Raw genomic sequence first — 16,792 nt, forward strand, 5'->3', positions numbered from 1 at the left:
GATGCAGACAATAAAGCTAACGTACGCCTTAACGCTACGACGCCCGCGATAAAAAAATTAGATATCTCATTAAAGAAATCCCGCAGGCGCTGGCTGGGCCATGGGATTAGAGTCGCCCTCACGCCGTAGTCCGGCGGGGTGATTGCTGCTGGGCCGTAGCGCTCTGGAAGCCCTACCGCAACCCGGCGCAATTCACACCAATACAAGAACAAAGGTGACCACGCATGCCCAAGCCGCCTGTCGATGCCCCTATCGATGTCAAAGACTGGATCGATAACCGCCCCCTTGCTGCCTACCAGTGGCTGATCCTGTCGCTGTGCTTCCTGATCGTGCTGTTCGATGGCTTCGATGTCGCCGTCATGGGGTTTATCGCGCCTTCGCTGATGCAGGACTGGGGCCTGTCCCGCGCCGCCTTTGGCCCGGTGATGAGTGCCGGCATGGTCGGCCTTGCCATCGGCGCACTGACCGCCGGCCCGTACGCCGACCGGTTGGGCCGCAAGAAAGTGCTGCTGGTTGCGGTCAGCGGTTTCAGCCTGTTGAGCCTGGCCTGCGCCTTCGCCCGCAACCCGTATGAGCTGGCCGTGCTGCGGCTGCTGACCGGCATTGCCCTGGGTGCGGCCATGCCCAACTGCACTACCCTGCTCGCCGAATACCTGCCCACACGCAACCGCTCGCTGATGATCACCATCATGTTCACCGGCTTCAACATGGGCTCGGGCCTGGGCGGTTTTTTGTCCGCCTGGCTGATCCCTCATCACGGCTGGAAATCGGTACTGCTGGCCGGCGGCCTGCTGCCACTGGCCTTGCTGCCCTTGCTGTGGTGGCTGCTGCCAGAGTCCGCCCGCTTCCTTGCTGCACGCCAGGCACCGGCCAGCCAGATTGCGGCAGCCTTGGCCAAACTCGGCGGCCGCTTCGCTGCCGGCACCCGCTTTATCGTCAGTGAGCCAACCACGCAGCACAAGGCGCCGGCCCGGCAGCTGTTCAGCGAGCGCTACCGGTTTGGCACCCTGGCCCTGTGGCTGACCTACTTCATGGGCCTGCTGGTGATCTACCTGACCATGGGCTGGTTGCCGACCCTGCTGCGTGATGGCGGGCTGTCCATCGAGCGCGCCGCCACCATCACCGGCCTGTTCCAGATCGGCGGTGCAGTGGGCGCAATCGTGGTCGGCTGGATCATGGACCGACACAACCCCAACCGCGTCATCGCCATCGCCTACGCCTTGGGCGGCCTTTGCATCGTCTCACTGGGCGCCCTGAGCCTGGAGTCGAGCCTGCTGGTGGTGGGCGTGGCGGCTGCCGGGTTCTGCATGAGCGGCGCGCAGACCGGCCTTAACGCCTTCGCCCCTGGCTACTACCCGACCGAGTTCCGCGCCACAGGTGTAAGCTGGATGCTCGGTATCGGGCGCTTCGGGGCCATTTTCGGCTCCCTCATCGGTGGTGCCGTGCTCAGCCTGGGGCTGGGCCTGCCGCTGCTGTTCACCCTCCTCGGCCTGCCGGCATTCGCCGCCGCCCTGGCGATCCTGGCCAACGGCCACGCCCGGCTGCGCGCGACACCCGCAGTAACCGCGCCGTAACCTGTAAAAGAGGACCTTCACATGGCTCGTATCATTGGTGGCCTGGCCGTCTCCCACACCCCAACCATCGGCTTCGCAGTCGACCACGACAAACAGGAAGAAGCCGCCTGGGCGCCGATCTTCGAAAGCTTCGAGCCGATTCGCACGTGGTTGCAGCAGCGCCAGCCGGACGTACTCTTCTACATCTTCAACGACCACGTCACCTCGTTCTTCTTTGATCATTACAGTGCCTTCACCCTGGGTGTAGACGAGCAATACGGCGTGGCCGATGAAGGGGGCAACCCACGGGACCTGCCGCCAGTAGGCGGCCATGCGGCGCTATCACGGCACATCGGCCAGAGCCTGATGGCCGATGAGTTCGACATGAGCTTTTTCCGCGACAAGCCGCTGGACCACGGCTTCTTCTCGCCCATGTCGGCGCTACTGCCCTGTGATGAAAGCTGGCCCGTACAGATCGTGCCGCTGCAGGTCGGCGTACTCCAACTGCCGATCCCCACGGCGCGGCGCTGCTACAAACTGGGCCAGGCGCTGCGCCGCGCCATCGAGAGCTACCCCGAGGACCTCAAGGTGGCGATCGTCGCCACCGGCGGGGTGTCGCACCAGGTGCATGGCGAGCGTTGCGGCTTCAACAACCCGGAGTGGGACGCGCAGTTCCTTGACCTGCTGGTAAATGACCCGCAGCGCCTTACCGAGATGACGCTGGCCGAGTACGCCACGCTCGGGGGCATGGAAGGCGCCGAGGTGATCACCTGGCTGATCATGCGCGGCGCGTTGTCTGCCAATGTTGAGCGCAAGCACCAAAGCTACTACCTGCCGTCGATGACCGGCATCGCCACCCTGCTGCTGGAAAACCGCGACCAGGCGCTGCCGGCGCCGGTCAACGAACGCCACCGCCAGCACATGCAGCATCAGCTGGCTGGGGCGCAGCAGCTTGAAGGCACCTATCCCTACACCCTGGAGCGCAGTGCCAAAGGCTACCGCCTGAACAAGTTCTTGCATCGCATGATCGAGCCGCACTGGCGCCAGCGCTTCCTCAGCGAGCCCGAAGCGCTGTACAGCGAGGCAGGCCTGAGCGAAGAAGAAAGCGACTTGCTGCGCCGCCGCGACTGGCGTGGGCTGATCCACTACGGGGTGATCTTCTTCGTGCTGGAGAAGCTGGGCGCCGTGCTGGGTGTGTCCAACCTGGATATTTACGCCGCCATGCGCGGGCAGAGCATCGAAGACTTCATGAAAACCCGTAACCAGCAGGTTCGCTACTCGGTGGCCGGCAAAGCGCCCAACTGACTAATGCAGCCCGCTGAGCCTGCTACAAGGCACCCTCCTGGGCTTACGCCTGCTCAGTGATGACCTGGCGGATACAAGCCATTAGCGCAACCGCCGCCGGCGATTGCAGGCAGCCGCTGCGCTGAATCAGGCCGATGGCGCGGGCGGTACCGGGCAGGGCCAGCGGCAGGCGTTGCAGTTCGCCGCTGGCAATCTCGTAGGCCAGCTGGTGCGCAGACACCGCCGCCAGCATGTCCGAACGCACCAACAGGCCACGGATAACCGCCAGATCAGCGCTTTCCACCACCGGCCACGGCGCTGCCAGGCCGGCGGCGGCAAAGCAGTTGTCCAGCAGCTGGCGCGCAGGCGAGCCGGCCCGCGGCAACACCCAGCGCGCCTGGTGCACGCCCTGGAGCGTCAGGTGGGTGTGCAACAGCGGGTGCCCCCGACGGGCGAGCAAGACCATGTCCTCGTTGATGAGCGGCTCGCCTACCAGGTCGCTGGCATAGTCGTAAGGCCGCAAGGCGCCCAGCACAAAATCCACATCCCCTACCCGCAGCTCGGTTGCCAGCAGGTCGAACGGGCTTTCGTTGGTCACCACCCGAACCTGGGGATGCTGGGCAGTGAAGCGTAAAATGGCATCCGGCAGAATGCGCGAGCGGCCCAATGGTAACGCGCCCACGTGCACCACCCCACGCAGGGTGCCTTGCATCGCGCTGAGGTCACTGTCCAACAGGCGCAACTCGTTCAGCGCCCGGCGTATGGGGAACAGAATGTCCCGGCTGGCCACAGTGGGCTGCAGGCCGCGCGACGTACGCACGAACAAGGGCTGCCCGCACCCGCCTTCGAGCACCTTCAAAGCAGCACTGACGGCCGGCTGGCTAAGGCCGAAGTGCCGCGCCACGGTTTGCATGTGCCGTGTTTCACACAGTTTCACGAACACCTGCAGGCGCCGCGCCTGAAACAGGTAGAGGGGCTCGCCCTGCGCGGTGCCCAGCAAACTCGGCACGCCGTCCAGTTCAGCCAACACCCGCTGTGCACGCGGCAGCAGGCACTCGCCGTAGTCGGTCAGGCGCATGCCATTGGCATGGCGCTCGAACAGGGGCACGGCAAAGCGCGCCTCCAACTCGGCAATGGCGCGGGTGACCACGGACTGAGCACGGAACAACACCTGCGTCGCCCGCGACACGCTGCCCAGCTCGGCTACCCGGATGAACGCGCGTACTTGCATCAGGTTGGGCAGTTCGACGTCGATCATGAAGGTTCCCCGGCGCTCGGCTCGTGACTGCGGCGACTATGCCTCTACCCCGCTTGCCCGGCAATAAATAAAACGCATAGCCGTTGCAAATGAATGCATTAGTGCCCTGCACAGGCCAATGACATCCTGCGCCAACCCCCACTGCAGGAGCCAACAAGCAATGAATACCCCACAAAAATCCGCCCTGGTGGTCAGCGCACATTCGGCCGACTTTGTCTGGCGTGCCGGTGGCGCCATTGCGCTGCACGCCGAGCAAGGCTATGCCATGCACGTGGTTTGCCTGTCTTTCGGTGAGCGTGGTGAGTCTGCCAAGCTGTGGCGCAAGGGTGAAATGACCGAAGCCAAGGTCAAGGACGCCCGCCGTGAAGAGGCCATGGCGGCGGCCGAAATCCTCGGTGCCAGCGTGGAGTTCTTCGACATCGGCGACTACCCGATGCGCGCCGACAAGGACACCCTGTTCCGCCTGGCCGATGTGTATCGCCGGGTCCAACCGGAGTTCGTGCTCAGCCACTCCCTTAAAGACCCCTACAACTACGACCACCCGCTGGCCATGCACCTGGCCCAGGAAGCCCGCATTATCGCGCAGGCTGAAGGCTACAAGCCGGGCGAGAAGATCGTGGGCGCACCGCCGGTGTACGCCTTTGAGCCGCACCAGCCCGAACAGTGTGAATGGCGCCCGGACACCTTCCTGGACATCACCTCGGTGTGGGACAAAAAGTATGCCGCCATCCAGTGCATGGCCGGCCAGGAACACCTCTGGGAGTACTACACCCGCGTGGCCCTGCAGCGCGGCGTGCAGGCCAAGCGCAACGTGGGCATCGCCAGTGCACGCAACATCGTCTACGCCGAAGGCCTGCAGAGCGTGTTCCCGCGTGTGACGGAGAACCTGGCATGAGCGGGCTGATCGGCAAGACCGGCATCGTGGTGCGTAATATCCCGCGCGTTGAGCCACACATGATTGATGCCCTGGGCCGGCTGGGTGTCGCCACGGTGCATGAGGCCCAAGGTCGCAAGGGGCTGCTCAACACTGCCGTGCGCCCCATCCAGCAGGGTGTGACCGTGGCCGGCAGCGCGGTAACCGTGCTGGTGGCCCCTGGCGACAACTGGATGTTCCATGTTGCCGTGGAGCAGTGCCGCCCGGGCGACGTGCTGGTGGTGGCGCCCAGTTCGCCGTGCAGCGATGGCTATTTCGGCGACCTGCTGGCGACCTCGCTCCAGGCCCGCGGCGTGCGCGGCCTGGTGATCGATGCGGGCGTGCGCGACAGCCAGACACTGCGCGACATGGGCTTTGCCGTGTGGTCCCGCGCCATCAACGCCCAGGGCACCGTGAAGGAAGTGCTGGGCTCGGTGAACCTGCCACTGCTGTGTGCCGGGCAGCTGGTAAAGGCCGGTGACATCGTGGTGGCCGATGACGACGGTGTCGTGGTGGTGCGCCATGGCGAAGCCCAGGCGGTACTCGATGCCGCCACCCAGCGCGCCGACCTTGAAGAACGCAAACGCCAGCGCCTGGCCGCCGGCGAGCTTGGCCTGGATATTTATGAGATGCGACCGCGCCTGGCGGCGAAGGGTTTGCATTATGTCGACCACCTCACAGACCTGGAAGGCTGAACATGGGCCAGACCCGCATCCCCTGCCTGCTGATGCGCGGCGGCACCTCCAAGGGCGCCTATTTTCTGTATGACGATCTACCCGCCCCTGGCCCGCTGCGTGACCGGGTGCTGCTGGCGGTGATGGGCTCGCCCGATGCCCGGCAGATTGACGGCATCGGCGGCGCCGACTCGCTCACCAGCAAAGTCGCCATCATCCGCGCCTCGCAGCGCGATGACGCCGACGTCGACTACCTGTTCGCTCAGGTGGTGGTGGACGAGGCACGGGTGGACTATGGGCAGAACTGCGGCAACATCCTGGCCGGCGTAGGGCCGTTCGCCCTCGAGCGCGGCCTGGTGACCGCCAGCGGCGCGAGCACACCGGTGCGCATCTTCATGGAAAACACCGGGCAGATCGCCATCGCCCAGGTGCCGACCACCGATGGCCAAGTGGAGTATGCCGGCGATACCCACATTGATGGGGTGCCGGGCCGGGCGGCGGCGCTGGTGGTGACGTTTGCCGACGTGGCCGGCGCCAGCTGCGGAGCCCTGCTGCCCACCGGCAACAGCCGCGACCGTGTCGATGGCCTGGAAGTCACCTGCATCGACAACGGCATGCCGGTAGTGCTGCTGCGTGCCGAAGACCTTGGCGTGACGGGCTACGAGCCTTGCGAAACGCTGGAGGCCGACAGCGCCCTGAAAACACGCCTGGAGGCTATCCGCCTGCAACTGGGCCCACGCATGAGCCTGGGTGATGTGAGCCAGCGTAATGTGCCGAAAATGTGCCTGCTGTCGGCACCGCGCAACGGCGGCACGGTCAATACGCGCTCGTTCATCCCGCACCGTTGCCATGCGTCCATCGGGGTGTTTGGTGCGGTGAGTGTCGCTACGGCCTGCTTGATTGAAGGGTCGGTTGCACAGGGCCTTGCCCGCACGCCAGGCGGTGATCGTCAGCGTTTGGCGGTGGAGCATCCGAGTGGGGAATTTACGGTGGAAATCAGCCTGGAACATGGCGTGATCAAGGGGTGCGGGTTGGTGAGAACGGCGCGTTTGTTATTTGACGGGGTTGTGTGCATCGGGACAGATATTTGGGGTGGGCCGGAGAAGTGACTCATCAAGGGTGGCTTGGGGTTTCAAAAATGAAGGGATACCGCAAGTCCACTGATCAGCAAACAGAGGCTCGCTACAGCAGTGAGCTGCACGCGCATCGGCAGATACCACCCAGGCACCGCTTGCGCCAGTTTGCGGTCCTGCCAAAGATGGCCGATAAAACCAAAGGTCAACACCAGACACCCCAATGGCACAGGCAGCAACGTGCCAACCCAACCGATCAGGGCCGGTATGACACTCCACACCAGTCGCTCTTGACGCTGCTTCGCGGGCAACCCCTGCAACGTCATGGCGAACCCCCAGTGCAGGGCACCGACGAAGCTCAATATCACCGCGCCATAGCCCACCAGCATCATCGAGAAAAACGCTCGATATTCAGCCCCAAAAAAGATGAGCAACGTCAAACCAATAAACGGCAGCACACCGCCGTACCCCAGGACAGCGAAGCGGCTTGGAGATAAAGCAGTAGCATCGGTATTCATCTGGGCGCACCTTCGCAGCGGTTCAGGACCGGGTGTCAATTGTGTCGTCCAATGAGGTTAAGGAATTCGTGCCGCGTCGACGGGGCGTCGCGAAATTCACCTAACATCACGGATGTCATCATCACCGAGTTCTGCTTCTCCACACCGCGCATCATCATGCACATATGCTTGGCTTCGATCACGACCGCTACCCCTGCGGCATCTGTGACCTCCTGCACGGCATACGCAATTTGCCGCGTGAGGTTTTCCTGTATCTGTAAACGACGGGCGAACATGTCCACCACGCGTGCAACCTTGGAAAGCCCTAACACGCGCCCTGTTGGCAGGTACGCGACATGCGCCTTGCCAATGAATGGCAACAGGTGGTGTTCGCACAAGGAGTAGAGTTCGATGTCGCGCACCACAATCATTTCATCGTTTTCACTCTCGAACAAAGCACCGTTCACGACCTCGTGAAGATTCTGCGCATACCCGTTGCACAGGTACTGCATCGCTTTGGCCGCACGCTGGGGTGTGTCCAGGAGCCCTTCGCGCTGGGGGTTTTCACCAATACCGACCAGGATTTCATGATAGTGCTCGGCTAACGAATGTGACATTTGGACTCCTCACCGCTACAGCGGTGCCCGCCAGCGGGATGTGGTAGCCAGGCCAAGTGTGGCCTCAAACGGCAGAACAGTCTGTAAAGCACCGAAAACAGGGGACGTAGCGGACGCCAGGCCAGTGGCGCGACCCACATCCCCACATCGGCAGCACGCCAACTCCACAAGGTGGCGTCCAAGCCTGTAACCCAGTGCCCGCTCGCGAACCTTCCATGCAGGCACGACCGCAGTTGCTCAACCGTCAAGCCCAATGCTGCCGGATCGAAATTGTCATCACTGATGTCCACCAGGATGAGCTTTACCCCGTTCGATTGCCTGCGCAGAAAGGCTATCTCCCGAGCGCACAATGGGCAGGCGCCGTCAAAGTACAGCGTGAAAGGCCACTTGCAAGACATGTACAACCTCTCATGTTTGTACAGGTTTTTGTACAAGTTAGCCGAAACCAGGAATTTCGCAATGGCCGTGACAACTTTCGGTGACGGCAGCCAAGCGGAACGGCTTTTGATGGGTGCATGCCCCTCCCCCGCAGCCGTGTTGAGCGGTAGTAAGCCAGGTGCAGTTCGGCCACAATCGCTTCCTCAGTCAAGCTGGGACGCTCCGCATGCTCACCACCCTCGCCATCGGCAACTACCGCTCGATCAACCACCTGGTGTTGCCGTTAGGCCAGCTCAACCTGGTGACCGGTGCCAACGGCAGCGGCAAATCCAACCTGTACAAAGCCCTGCGCCTGCTGGCCGAAACCGCCCAGGGCGGCGTGATCGAAGCCCTGGCCCGTGAAGGCGGGCTGGATTCGACCTGGTGGGCTGGCCCGGAAACCAGCGCACGGATGAGGCGCGGCGAAGTGCCCATCCAAGGCCAGCACCCGAGCGAAGCCAGGCGCCTGCGCCTGGGCTTTGCCACCGAGCATTTCGGTTTTGCCATCTCCCTCGGCCTGCCGATTCCCCTGCCGTATCCAACCGCGTTCATGCTCGACCCTGAGATAAAGTGCGAGGCCATCTGGGGCGCTGGCGCCTACCGGCCCGCTTCATTGCTGGTCGAGCGCAAGAACGCCCTGGTGCGCGCCCGCGAGGGCCGCAGCTGGGCGGTGCTCGATCAGCATGCCGACAGCGGCGAAAGCTTTTTCAACATCGTCGGCCGGCCCCGCCAGGCGCCAGAGATTGGTGAGCTGCGCGCGTTCATCAACAGCTGGCGGTTCTACGACCACTTTCGCATCGACCGCGACGCACCTTGCCGACAACCACAGCTGGGTACCCGGTCGCCAGTGTTGCATCACGACGGCCGCAACCTCGCTTCGGCGCTGCAGACCATTATCGAGATAGGTGATGTCGAAGACCTGGTAGCGGCGCTGGACGACGCGTTTCCCGGCAGCCGCCTGGCGATCGATGCACCGCCGGGCGGGCTGTTCAGCGTGCGGCTACACCAGCATGGGCTGCTGCGCCCGTTAGGGGCTGCTGAATTATCGGATGGCACCTTGAGGTACCTGTTGCTGATGGCGGCGCTGCTGACACCACGCCCGCCGTCACTGATGGTGCTGAACGAACCGGAAACCAGCCTGCATGCCGACCTGCTCCCTGCGCTGGCCCGCCTGATCATCCGCGCTTCGCAACGTAGCCAGGTGTGGGTGGTGTCGCACTGCAAGCCGCTGATCGACGCATTGACCGCGTGCGACGGGTGCAATGTGCTGGAGCTTGAGAAGCACCACGGGCAAACGCAGTTGCGAGGGGGCGGTTTGCTGGACGAGCCCCTGTGGCGGTGGGTTGACTGACCACGGCTGACCAAGCCTCAAGCCCCAAAAGCAAGCCATGCACCGCACCTGTAGGAGCTGGCTTGCCTGCGATGGGCCGCGAAGCGGCCCCATTGGCCATAGCTGGCCGACCTCAGGCCCGGCCCCACCCCGGCCCATTTCGGAAATACCCTTAAGGCCTCATCAGCGGCTCAATCCCAATCCATTTCTTCACCGGGTGATAGCAGAGCTTCAGCGGCGGAAGCTGCACCTTACGGCCCTGCACATCCAGTGCCCCCAGATGGATCGTCCATTTGGAGTCCGCATCGAACTTGTCCGTCTGGAAAATCACATACGCCGAGCCATAGCGCTTGTTGTTGGTCATCCTGGGAATCATCCGATGCACTTCATCGCTGTTGATGTCGTACGGCGATGGCCGGGCGGTCTTCTCATTTACCAACGGAAAGTCGTAGGTCTCGTTAACGCCCACGTACACCTCGGGCCGTGCATTCAGCCGCGAACCGTCTTCAAAGGTAATGTAAGCCTGACGGCTGTCGTACAGCACCGGTATCGGCGGCTCGCCACGCTTGGAACCAGTCGACGGGCGCTGACGGTCTTTGTTGTAGGCGACCATTTGCACATAAAATTCCTGCCGCGAGTACTTCTCGCCCGGGTACTGCACGTACAGGGCTTGCTTGTAGGGCTTTTCGCCCCATAGGGCGGCGTGGTCGTAGAGGTAGGTTTCCAGGTAAAGCGTGGTCTCACCCTGCGGCCCTGGCACCTTGAACTGGAACTGGGATTCGCAGAGGTCCGCGTAGGCGGCACGCTCGCGTTTCCAAGGGACGCAAGCGGTTAACGAAGCCACTGCCAGCAGTAGGATGAGAGAGGTGGTCCGTTTCAGGTTATTCATGACCTGCCCTGGTCGAGATGAGAGTGGATCAGTTTCGAGCGCCGAACGGCGGAAGTCCATGCTGCCCCTTTGCTATTATCGCGCTACAGACAGCAGACCTTGCAGCCGCTGGGGATGTGACCACAAAGCCGGTAGCAGATTTGCTAAGATCGCGGCATTTCCGCTGGGTGACCGCATCCTCACCCAAGCCATTTGCAGCCTGCTGGAAGACCCGATGAACAAATTGATCCTGCCTTTCGCCATCTTCGTTAGCGTCCTACTCACTGGAAAAATCGCCGAGCATTACGGCCTGGAGGGCAGCTGGAAAATCGGCCTGCTGTGCCTCGTGGCAGCTGCCGTCCAGATCGCTGTTACCCGTTTTCAGCGCTACCAGCGGCACAAAGCCCAGCTGTAAAGGGCGCAAGGCCCCGCTAACGTCGCTGGCTGATCACATTCTGGGGACTTTTCTTTCACCCCATTTTCACAGTGGCTTGGGCAGTATCAAGCTATCCCTACGTGATAGTACTTAGCCCGCCTCGGCGGGCTTTCTTTTGCCCGCCTGTTTCCTGTCGACGTCTTGAGGAACGGCAGCGGGTCGAAAAATCAGAAATAACCCCTTCCTTGTAGGCCATTTCCCAAAGATACTCCTCGCGCCTGTTTTTCGTTGCACATGGAAATAGTCAGCCCTAGTCTCGACCTGTCGCTGCCAATTCAGCGACCGGTTTTGACAGACCGTCGATTGTTGTCCGTGTGCAAACGCTTATGGCGGCTGTACGTGCGGGCACCCTCGTGTGCGCCGAGTGCCAACAATCTCGGTCTGTCAACCCGCGTACAGCTGCCACCCTCCCGTTTGACAGCGAAGTGGATAGCAGCTCAACCATTGTTGGAGCGTAAGCATGCTGAAGATAGTCCCAGATCCACCCCAAAATACTCTCTGCCTTGAAGACACCCTCATCCAAGCCACGGACTACGCGCTATGCGCGGCGACCGTTGTGCATCAGGCAATGCTGCTACAGCCCAAGTCACCAGCGTCGATTCTGATGATGGCCTCGATGCATGAACTGGAGACGCTGCGAGCTTTGCTTGAGTCCGCACTGATCCAGGTGCAGATGCCCACCGAGCCTAGGACTTTGCACTGAAGCCTAAATGATGTGTCGCTCAGAAACCAAACGCCTGCAAGCCGAGCCCCGACATTGATGTGTGCAAGGCCGCAGACCGTGAAGCCTATGCAGCACTTGTGGGAGCTGGCTTGCCGGCGAGAGGCCAGCCCAGGCACTAGAGATTTCGGGGAGATTGAACAATGGTAACCGTCTGGCCAACTCACCCCTCAGCACACAGACCAGCTCGGACAAGAACGGGTGGAAAACAAAGCCTTGCCCGCAGGTATACCCATTGAATAAGCCTGTATCTGACGTAGGTCATGCAGAGCCTGCCAGCGGGTCGCAATCGACGATGGCTTCATTGTATACTTCGGCTCCGCATACCCCTTGAGCTACAGGAACATCAGCATGACTGTACTCCAAACGATCTACTGGCAGCCTACGCCGCCTTAGCGCTACGCCCCCTCGCAACAACCTGCTTCCGCTAGCCTCGCTCGCGGGTGCTCACTGCTGTACGCCTGGTTTTACACCTTAAGCACACAGCAAAAAATCCTCAAAATTTGAATTTGTATCGATTCGCTCGCCACTCCCTTGGCGTGCGCGATGCTTTGCCTTGGATATTTATATGCTGCAAAAACTTAGACAAACGTGGTTTTCCAACGTCCGTGCCGACGTGCTCGCGGGGCTGGTGGTCGCACTCGCGCTGATCCCGGAAGCCATCGCCTTTTCCATCATCGCCGGGGTAGATCCCAAAGTCGGTCTCTACGCCTCCTTCTGTATCTGTGCTGTCATCGCCTTTGTCGGCGGGCGCCCCGGAATGATCTCGGCGGCGACAGGCGCCATGGCACTGCTGATGGTTACGCTGGTAAAAGAGCATGGACTCCAGTACCTGCTGGCCGCGACTCTACTATGTGGCGTACTTCAAATCCTTGCCGGCTACCTGAAGCTTGGCTCGTTGATGCGCTTTGTTTCACGTTCGGTAGTCACCGGCTTCGTAAACGCATTGGCGATTCTGATTTTTATGGCGCAATTGCCTGAGCTGACCAATGTCACCTGGCATGTCTATGCCATGACCGCTGCGGGCCTGGGAATCATCTACCTGTTCCCGTATGTACCGAAAATCGGCAAGCTGATTCCCTCTCCGTTGGTGTGCATTCTGACGCTGACTGCCATCGCCATTTACCTCGGTTTGGATATCCGCACCGTCGGTGACATGGGCCAACTGCCGGACACGCTGCCGATTTTTCTGTGGCCTGAAGTGCCGCTGAACTTTGAAACCCTGCGGATCATCTTTCCTTACTCCGCAGCGCTGGCAGTTGTAGGCCTACTGGAGTCGATGATGACCGCGACCATCGTCGACGACCTGACGGATACCACCAGCAACAAAAACCGCGAGTGCAAAGGCCAGGGTGTGGCCAACATCGCTGCCGGCATGCTTGGCGGTATGGCAGGTTGCGCCATGATCGGCCAGTCGATCATCAACGTGAAATCTGGCGGCCGCACCCGTCTCTCGACATTGTGTGCCGGCGTTTTCCTGCTGCTGATGGTGGTATTTCTTGGCGAATGGCTCTCCAAAATCCCTATGGCCGCACTCGTGGCTGTAATGATCATGGTGTCCATCGGCACCTTTAGCTGGGATTCCTTGCGTAATCTGAAAGAGCATCCGCTGTCGACCAACCTCGTCATGGTGGCGACCGTCGTGGTCGTCGTGGCCACTCACAATCTGGCTTACGGCGTACTGGTAGGTGTGCTGCTGGCCTCCCTGTTCTTCGCAAACAAGGTCGGGCACTACCTGGATATCAAGAGCACTCTTGAAGAGACGAAATCGCATCGGACTTACCGCGTCGTGGGCCAGGTGTTCTTTAGCTCTGCGGACAAGTTCACTGAGGTTTTTGACTTCAAGGAGGCGCTCAACAAGGTCACCATCGATCTCACACAGGCGCATTTCTGGGATATCACCGCCGTCGCAGCGCTGGATAAGGTCGTAATCAAGTTCCGACGCGAAGGAGCTGAGGTTGAAGTGCTCGGTCTCAATGAAGCCAGCGCAACAATCGTTGACCGCTTCGGCGTGCATGACAAGCCCGGCGCCATCGACAAGCTCATGAGCCACTAAGGAGAACGACAATGACCCACGTAATGGCATGCATTGATAACTCACAATCCTCATTGGCGGTCTGCGATTACGCAGCATGGGCCTCGCAACGACTCAGCGCTCCCCTGACCTTGCTTCATGTGCTGGATAAGGAGAAGTATCCTGCATCCGCTGATCTTAGCGGCAATATCGGTCTCGGTAGCAGAGAACATCTACTGGAAGAGTTGGCCACGCTGGATGCGCAGCGGGCAAAACTGGCCTTGGAGCATGGGCAGCACATGCTTGAAAAAGCTCGCGAGCGAACAGTCCACTCTGGCGCCATGTCACCCGATATGAAGCAGCGCCATGGCCATCTCGTCGAGAGCCTGAGCGATCTCCAAGACGATATTCGGTTACTGGTGATTGGAAGAGTCGGTGAGGACAGCACGCGCAGTGCCCAAAGTCTTGGCAGCCAGATTGAAGCGGTAGTCCGAACTATCCACCGCCCCATCCTGATTACAACCAGCCATTTCAGGAAACCTGAAACGGTCATGGTGGCATTTGACGGCAGTGCTACATGCCACAAGACCGTACAGATGCTTGCTTCAAGCCCGCTGTGTGAAGGCCTGCCAATTCATATCGTCATGGTTGGAGCGGATTCTGAAGACAACCAGAACGCGCTGGAGAAGGCACGAACCACGCTTGCCTCTTCCGGCTCGCTGGTGCATACCGAGATCCGCCCAGGCGAAGTAGAGTCCACACTGCATGCGTATCAGGCAGAGCACGGCATTGACCTCTTGGTCATGGGGGCGTACGGGCACTCACGCATCAGGCAGTTTCTGATAGGTAGCACGACCACGACGATGCTGCGAACATCCACTTTACCCGTATTGCTGCTTCGCTGAGCCAGTTCCACTGGCCACAGTATTTCCAGAACTGCGGAAATGCCGTGGCCACCCTGGACGATGACTAACTGATCTTGCCGTAACGAGCCCCATGCAACTCATAACTGAAATTGTTCACCCCGAGCTGAAATCCAAGCAGGGCAGAGTATTCCGTCGACATGCAGCACGCGGCATCGTGATGCGGGGTGAGCAGATCCTGTTGCTGTTCACCGAGCGCTATAACGACTTCAGCTTTCCTGGAGGCGGCCTTGATGTTGACGAGGACATTGTCACAGGCCTGAAGCGTGAGCTGGAGGAAGAGACTGGTGCCCGTGAAATACAGGTGCTCCAGCACTACGGTTACATCGAGGAGTACCGGTCCTACTGGAAGCCACAGTACGATCTGATGCACATGACCTCGCATTTTTATCAATGCGAAGTAGCGCCCCAGCTAGAGCCCGTGAGAATGGAAAGCCACGAAATCGCTAATGGTATGCGGCCTGTCTGGATCAACCTGCATGAAGCAATCACGCACAATGAAGCCGTTATGCAGCGGCACGAGTCTTCGATGGGGCAATCAATTCTGCGCGAAACCTACATGCTGAGAAAAGTCGCTTCCGAATTGTTGATGCCAATCAGCCTTTGAGCTGACTATTTGGCGAAGTCCACTTAGCCTGCCTCAGGCAAGCATCCAATGCTGCGGGAGTAATTGCGTGATTTCGCTCGCCCGCTGTGTCGGAAGCCGCATCAGTACATCCTTGAGATAGGCATACGGATCGTGCCCATTCATACGCGCCGACTGGATCAGGCTCATGATTGCCGCCGCCCTTTTTCCACTGCGCAGCGACCCGGCAAATAACCAGTTCGAGCGCCCAAGCGCCCACGGCCGGATCAAATTCTCGATCTGGTTATTGTCGATGGGCACAGCACCATCTTCCAGGTAGCGCGTCAGCGCTACCCAGCGTTTAAGGCTGTAATCCAGGGCCTTGGCCGTGGCCGAACCCTCGGGCACAAGTTCGCGTTGGGCCAACATCCACTCATGCAGTTTTTCAGCGATGGGCACCGCTGTTTCCTGACGTAATCGCCAGCGGGCTTCGTCGCTCATTTCCTTGGCGTGTCGCTCGACTTCATACAACCCGCCAATCGAGTGAAGCGCCTGCTCCGCCAACTGGCTTTTATTGGCTGCATGCAGGTCGAAGAATTTGCGGCGTGCATGGGCCATGCAGCCGATTTCGGTGATGCCCAGCTCGAAGCTGGCCTTGTAGCCGGCGAAGTCATCGCAGACCAGCTTACCGTTCCACGTGCCCAGGAAGTTACGCGCATGTTCGCCGGCACGGCTGGGGCTGAAGTCGTAGACCACGGCCTTTAGGGCCGAGAAAGGCGTGGTGCTATAGGCCCACACGTAAGCGCGGTGGGTTTTCTTTTCGCCTGGTGCGAGCATCTGAACCGGGGTCTCATCGGCGTGGATCACGCCCTGGGCCAACACATGCTCACGCAGCGCATCGACCAGAGGCTGGAGCTGCACACCGGTCTGTCCGATCCATTGCGCCAGTGTCGAACGGGCGATGGGCAGTCCGGCCCGACCAAAAATCTTCTCCTGCCGGTACAGCGGTAAATGGTCGGCGAACTTCGCCACCATCACGTGGGCCAACAGGCCTGCGGTCGGGATGCCCTTGTCGATCACTTGGGCCGGTACAGGCGCCTGGATCAGTGTTTCACACTGACGACACGTCCATTTTCCACGCACATGCCGCTCAACTGTGAACACGCCCGGAGTGTAATCGAGCTTCTCGCTGACGTCTTCGCCGATTCGCTGAAGCTGGCAGCCGCACACGCACTGAGTATTCTCTGGTTCGTGACGGATCACGGTTCGCGGAAACTGCGGCGGCAGTGGTGCACGCTTGGGCTTATGACGTGGCTCGGCCGGTGCGGCCGGCGGATTGGCTGCCTTCAGCTCGGCTTCGATAGCTGCGATATCGGTATCGAGCAGATCATCAAGCAGACTGCCTTGGTCGGGGCTCAGTTGCTCGCTGCGCTTGGCGAACTTGTGTCGCTTGAGGATGGCGATTTCATGAGCCAGTTGCTCGTTGACCGTTTCGAGGCGTTGGATTTTCTGGCTCATGGAGTCGACCTGGGACAGCAACTGCATAGCCTGTTCGGCCAAGCCGCGCAGCTGTTCCGGTGTCATCTGGTCGAGATTGGGCGAGGAAGTCATGCCGCTGATTGTGTCAGAGTAGGTCGTCAACAGCGATA

17 protein-coding genes are annotated in these 16,792 nt (G+C 60.6%); 11 read left to right on the plus strand and 6 right to left on the minus strand.

Annotation, left to right across the window (positions count from 1 at the left end; translation table 11 throughout):
* Nucleotides 1–224: 224 nt before the first annotated feature.
* Both OZ911_RS17840 and OZ911_RS17845 read left to right on the plus strand, forming a co-directional pair.
* Entirely contained in the window at nt 225–1,574 is a 1,350-nt protein-coding gene (locus OZ911_RS17840) for an MFS transporter (protein ID WP_070086773.1), read from the plus strand.
* A 21-nt stretch (nt 1,575–1,595) separates the two neighbouring features.
* Nucleotides 1,596–2,858: a gallate dioxygenase gene (locus OZ911_RS17845; protein WP_016487724.1), complete on the plus strand. Its 1,263-nt coding sequence runs from the start codon at nt 1,596–1,598 to the stop codon at nt 2,856–2,858.
* 43 nt (nt 2,859–2,901) lie between these two features.
* Here OZ911_RS17845 and OZ911_RS17850 read toward each other — a convergent pair whose 3' ends face one another.
* Nucleotides 2,902–4,095 (minus strand): LysR family transcriptional regulator, encoded by a 1,194-nt coding sequence (locus tag OZ911_RS17850; RefSeq protein ID WP_070086774.1) that lies wholly within the window; start codon nt 4,093–4,095, stop codon nt 2,902–2,904.
* Between the two features lie 118 nt (nt 4,096–4,213).
* Here OZ911_RS17850 and galB point away from each other — a divergent pair, with 118 nt between their 5' ends.
* From galB to OZ911_RS17865, 3 genes are read left to right on the plus strand one after another with little or no spacing between them, the layout of a single operon-like run.
* A complete protein-coding gene (gene galB, locus OZ911_RS17855; RefSeq protein WP_134792813.1) occupies nt 4,214–4,990 on the plus strand; it encodes a 4-oxalmesaconate hydratase in 777 nt (258 codons plus the stop codon).
* A complete protein-coding gene (locus OZ911_RS17860; protein ID WP_016487727.1) occupies nt 4,987–5,703 on the plus strand; it encodes a 4-carboxy-4-hydroxy-2-oxoadipate aldolase/oxaloacetate decarboxylase in 717 nt (238 codons plus the stop codon). Before galB ends, OZ911_RS17860 begins: the two co-directional genes overlap by 4 nt.
* Nucleotides 5,704–5,705: 2 nt before the next feature.
* Nucleotides 5,706–6,791, plus strand: coding sequence for a 4-oxalomesaconate tautomerase (locus OZ911_RS17865; protein WP_023048725.1), 1,086 nt, complete (start codon nt 5,706–5,708; stop codon nt 6,789–6,791).
* A 23-nt stretch (nt 6,792–6,814) separates the two neighbouring features.
* On the opposite strand, the gene OZ911_RS17870 is transcribed toward OZ911_RS17865, so the two are convergent.
* From OZ911_RS17870 to OZ911_RS17880, 3 genes are read right to left on the minus strand one after another with little or no spacing between them, the layout of a single operon-like run.
* Nucleotides 6,815–7,273, minus strand: a complete 459-nt coding sequence (locus tag OZ911_RS17870) for a DUF3429 domain-containing protein (RefSeq protein WP_023048726.1) — start codon at nt 7,271–7,273, stop codon at nt 6,815–6,817.
* Between the two features lie 35 nt (nt 7,274–7,308).
* Nucleotides 7,309–7,869 carry a GTP cyclohydrolase I FolE gene (gene folE, locus OZ911_RS17875; protein ID WP_016487730.1) on the minus strand — a complete coding sequence of 187 codons (561 nt, stop codon included), beginning with the start codon at nt 7,867–7,869 and terminating at the stop codon, nt 7,309–7,311.
* Nucleotides 7,854–8,267, minus strand: coding sequence for a thiol-disulfide oxidoreductase DCC family protein (locus OZ911_RS17880; RefSeq protein ID WP_083283733.1), 414 nt, complete (start codon nt 8,265–8,267; stop codon nt 7,854–7,856). Before OZ911_RS17880 ends, folE begins: the two co-directional genes overlap by 16 nt.
* A gap of 206 nt (nt 8,268–8,473) precedes the next feature.
* Here OZ911_RS17880 and OZ911_RS17885 point away from each other — a divergent pair, with 206 nt between their 5' ends.
* Nucleotides 8,474–9,637 (plus strand): AAA family ATPase, encoded by a 1,164-nt coding sequence (locus OZ911_RS17885; protein WP_268968401.1) that lies wholly within the window; start codon nt 8,474–8,476, stop codon nt 9,635–9,637.
* Between the two features lie 151 nt (nt 9,638–9,788).
* Here the strand turns inward: OZ911_RS17885 and OZ911_RS17890 are convergent, their stop codons facing one another.
* Nucleotides 9,789–10,505 (minus strand): hypothetical protein, encoded by a 717-nt coding sequence (locus OZ911_RS17890; RefSeq protein ID WP_023048728.1) that lies wholly within the window; start codon nt 10,503–10,505, stop codon nt 9,789–9,791.
* A gap of 214 nt (nt 10,506–10,719) precedes the next feature.
* Here OZ911_RS17890 and OZ911_RS17895 point away from each other — a divergent pair, with 214 nt between their 5' ends.
* The 5 genes from OZ911_RS17895 (at nt 10,720) to OZ911_RS17915 (ending at nt 15,185) form a co-directional block, all read left to right on the plus strand.
* The gene (locus OZ911_RS17895; protein ID WP_016487733.1) at nt 10,720–10,899 is read left to right on the plus strand and encodes a hypothetical protein; all 180 of its coding nucleotides are present in this window, start codon (nt 10,720–10,722) and stop codon (nt 10,897–10,899) included.
* A 481-nt stretch (nt 10,900–11,380) separates the two neighbouring features.
* Complete coding sequence (locus OZ911_RS17900; protein WP_023048729.1) at nt 11,381–11,623, plus strand: hypothetical protein; 243 nt, start codon at nt 11,381–11,383, stop codon at nt 11,621–11,623.
* Nucleotides 11,624–12,209: 586 nt separating this feature from the next.
* The gene (locus OZ911_RS17905; RefSeq protein ID WP_053870531.1) at nt 12,210–13,697 is read left to right on the plus strand and encodes a SulP family inorganic anion transporter; all 1,488 of its coding nucleotides are present in this window, start codon (nt 12,210–12,212) and stop codon (nt 13,695–13,697) included.
* Nucleotides 13,698–13,708: 11 nt separating this feature from the next.
* Complete coding sequence (locus OZ911_RS17910; protein WP_024947943.1) at nt 13,709–14,560, plus strand: universal stress protein; 852 nt, start codon at nt 13,709–13,711, stop codon at nt 14,558–14,560.
* Nucleotides 14,561–14,651: 91 nt separating this feature from the next.
* Entirely contained in the window at nt 14,652–15,185 is a 534-nt protein-coding gene (locus OZ911_RS17915) for an NUDIX hydrolase (protein WP_024947944.1), read from the plus strand.
* A 33-nt stretch (nt 15,186–15,218) separates the two neighbouring features.
* On the opposite strand, the gene tnpC is transcribed toward OZ911_RS17915, so the two are convergent.
* Nucleotides 15,219–16,754, minus strand: a complete 1,536-nt coding sequence (tnpC, locus tag OZ911_RS17920) for an IS66 family transposase (protein WP_009684098.1) — start codon at nt 16,752–16,754, stop codon at nt 15,219–15,221.
* Between the last annotated feature and the right edge of the window lie 38 nt (nt 16,755–16,792).

This window comes from Pseudomonas fortuita (genome assembly GCF_026898135.2).
Lineage (GTDB): Bacteria > Pseudomonadota > Gammaproteobacteria > Pseudomonadales > Pseudomonadaceae > Aquipseudomonas > Aquipseudomonas fortuita.